Here is a 2,087-nt window from a genome sequence, read left to right as displayed (position 1 = left end):
GCCCACCCCGCCGCCCGCGGCGGCCGAGGACGCCCCGCCGCCCGGCGACGTCCACCTGCACATCGACCGGGTCGTGGTCACCCGCGCGCCCACCCCGCCGCCGCCCGCACCGGCGCCCCCGGCCCGGTCCACCGTGGACCACGCCGCGTACCTCGCCCGCCGCCGGGAGGGCCGATGAGTAACAGCCTCGCCATCGCCGCGGTCACCTCGACCCTGCGGTACGTCCTCGAACGGGCCCTCGACGCCACCCACCCCGGGCCCGTCGGCGGCGCCACCGTCACCACGCTGCGCCCCAACCAGCTCTCCGACACCGCGCTGGTCTCCACGCCCGGCATCAACATCTACCTGTACGACGTGCGCCCCAACCACGCGTGGAACCTCAGCGACCTGCCCACCCGGGGCCGCGACGGCGGGTTCACCCGCCGGCCGGTCGCCGCGCTCGACCTGTACTACCTGCTCACCTGCTACGGGGAGGCCGAGTCCCTCGACGCGCAGCGGCTGCTCGGCCGGGCCGTACTCGCCCTCGCGGTCACCCCGACGCTGACCCGGGACGTCGTCACCGCCGCGATCGACCTGTACGCCGACGACGTGCCGACCGCCTTCCTCGCCGAGTCCGACCTGGCCGACCAGGTGGAGCGGGTCAAGGTCGCCCCGTACACGCTGTCGGTGGAGGAGATGTCCAAGCTGTGGGCCACCTTCGCCACCCCGCACCAGCTCTCCCAGACGTACGTGGCGACGGCCGCGCTGGTCGAGGCGGACGTCACCCCGCGCCGGGCGCTGCCGGTGCGGCAGCGGACCGTCACCGTCCTCGCCGACGGCCCCACCGTGCTGACCGCCCTGGTCACCGACCCGCCCGGCGGGACCGCCGCCACCGGCGACCGGGTCGAGCTGCGCGGCGCCGGGCTGCGCGGCCGGCCCGGGCAGACCACCCTGATCCACATCGGACCGGCCACCCTCACCCCCGGGCCGGGCGGCACCGACACCACGCTGGCGGTCACCCTCGACGCCGCCGTGCCGGCCGGGCTGCACGGCGTACGGGTCGCGCACATCACGCCGGCCGCCGGCGGCGCGCCCGCCCGGGTCACCGGCGGCTCCAACGCGCTGCCGCTGCTGGTCCGCCCCACCGCGTCGGTGGTGGACGGCCCGCCCCACATCGTGCTCGGGGTCGACCCGCCGCTGATGCCCCGGCAGCGGGCCACCGTCCTGCTCAGCCGGCTCACCCCCGGCCCGCCCGGCGAGCCGGACGCGCTGAGCATCCGGCTCGCACCGCTCGCCCCGGACGCCGCCCCGCAGGACCGGCTCGCCCTCGCCGCCGGCGACGTGCCCAGCGGCGACTGGCTGGTACGGGTGCAGGTCGACGGCGTGGACAGCCTGCCCGACCTGGTCGGAGAGGTTTACGGCGCGCCCGCCCTGACCGTGCCGTGACCGCCGCCGGCCGCCGGGCCCGCCCGGCCGACCCGCCCGGCCTTTCCTGGGACGAGGCGAACCGGCTGGCGCTCGTCGCCGAGCTGGACGTGCTGCGGGTGCGGCTCGTCGCATACCCGGGGGAACCCGACCGGGCGGAACTCGCTGCGGCGGAGGGGCGGTTGGCGTCGGCCCGCGCGCTGCTCGACCGGCCCACGGCGCTCGACGGGCTCGCCGCCGCGCTGCGGCTCACCGGCTTCGAACGGGCGGTGCTGCTGCTGGCCACCGGCCCGGAGCTGGCGGGCGAGGTGGCCGACGAACTCACCGCCGCACACGGGCAGCCCCGCCCCACCTTCGGTCTCGCCCTGGCCGCGCTGCCCGGCGCGCACTGGAGCGCGCTCACCCCCGACGCGCCGCTGCGCCGCTGGGACCTGGTCCGCCTGCTCGACCCGGACACCCCCACCGGCAGCCCGCTGGTCACCGAGGAACGGGTGCTGCACCACCTCATGGGCGTTCGCTACCTGGAACCCGACCTCGCGGCCGTGGCCCGGCCCGTACCGCCGCCCGCCGCGCTGCCGCCCGCGTTCGCCGCCGTCGCCGCCACCATCCGCACCGTCTGGGAGCACGGCCGCCCCGCCGTGCTCCAGGGGCCGCAGCCGGCCAACCTGCCGGTCGTCGCGGCC

At 78.0% G+C, this 2,087-nt stretch carries 2 protein-coding genes; both read left to right on the top strand.

Features of this window, described 5'->3' with window-relative positions:
• Window positions 1-174 precede the first annotated feature (174 nt).
• Window positions 175-1,425, top strand: coding sequence for a DUF4255 domain-containing protein (locus B0E53_RS35865; RefSeq protein ID WP_107079861.1), 1,251 nt, complete (start codon window positions 175-177; stop codon window positions 1,423-1,425).
• Window positions 1,422-2,087: hypothetical protein (locus tag B0E53_RS35860; RefSeq protein ID WP_210406357.1), on the top strand; the 666-nt coding region annotated here is incomplete at its 3' end. The genes B0E53_RS35865 and B0E53_RS35860, both read left to right, overlap by 4 nt.

The organism is Micromonospora sp. MH33, assembly GCF_003013775.1.
Classification (GTDB): Bacteria; Actinomycetota; Actinomycetes; order Mycobacteriales; family Micromonosporaceae; genus Micromonospora; species Micromonospora fulviviridis.
The sequence above is the reverse complement of the archived record's forward strand: the minus strand, read 5'-3'. Positions and strand labels throughout refer to the sequence as shown.

Coding starts and splice junctions, on each gene's coding strand:
- B0E53_RS35865 (WP_107079861.1), top strand. CDS start 175: ATGAGTAACAGCCTCGCCATCGCCGCGGTCACCTCGACCCTGCGGTAC.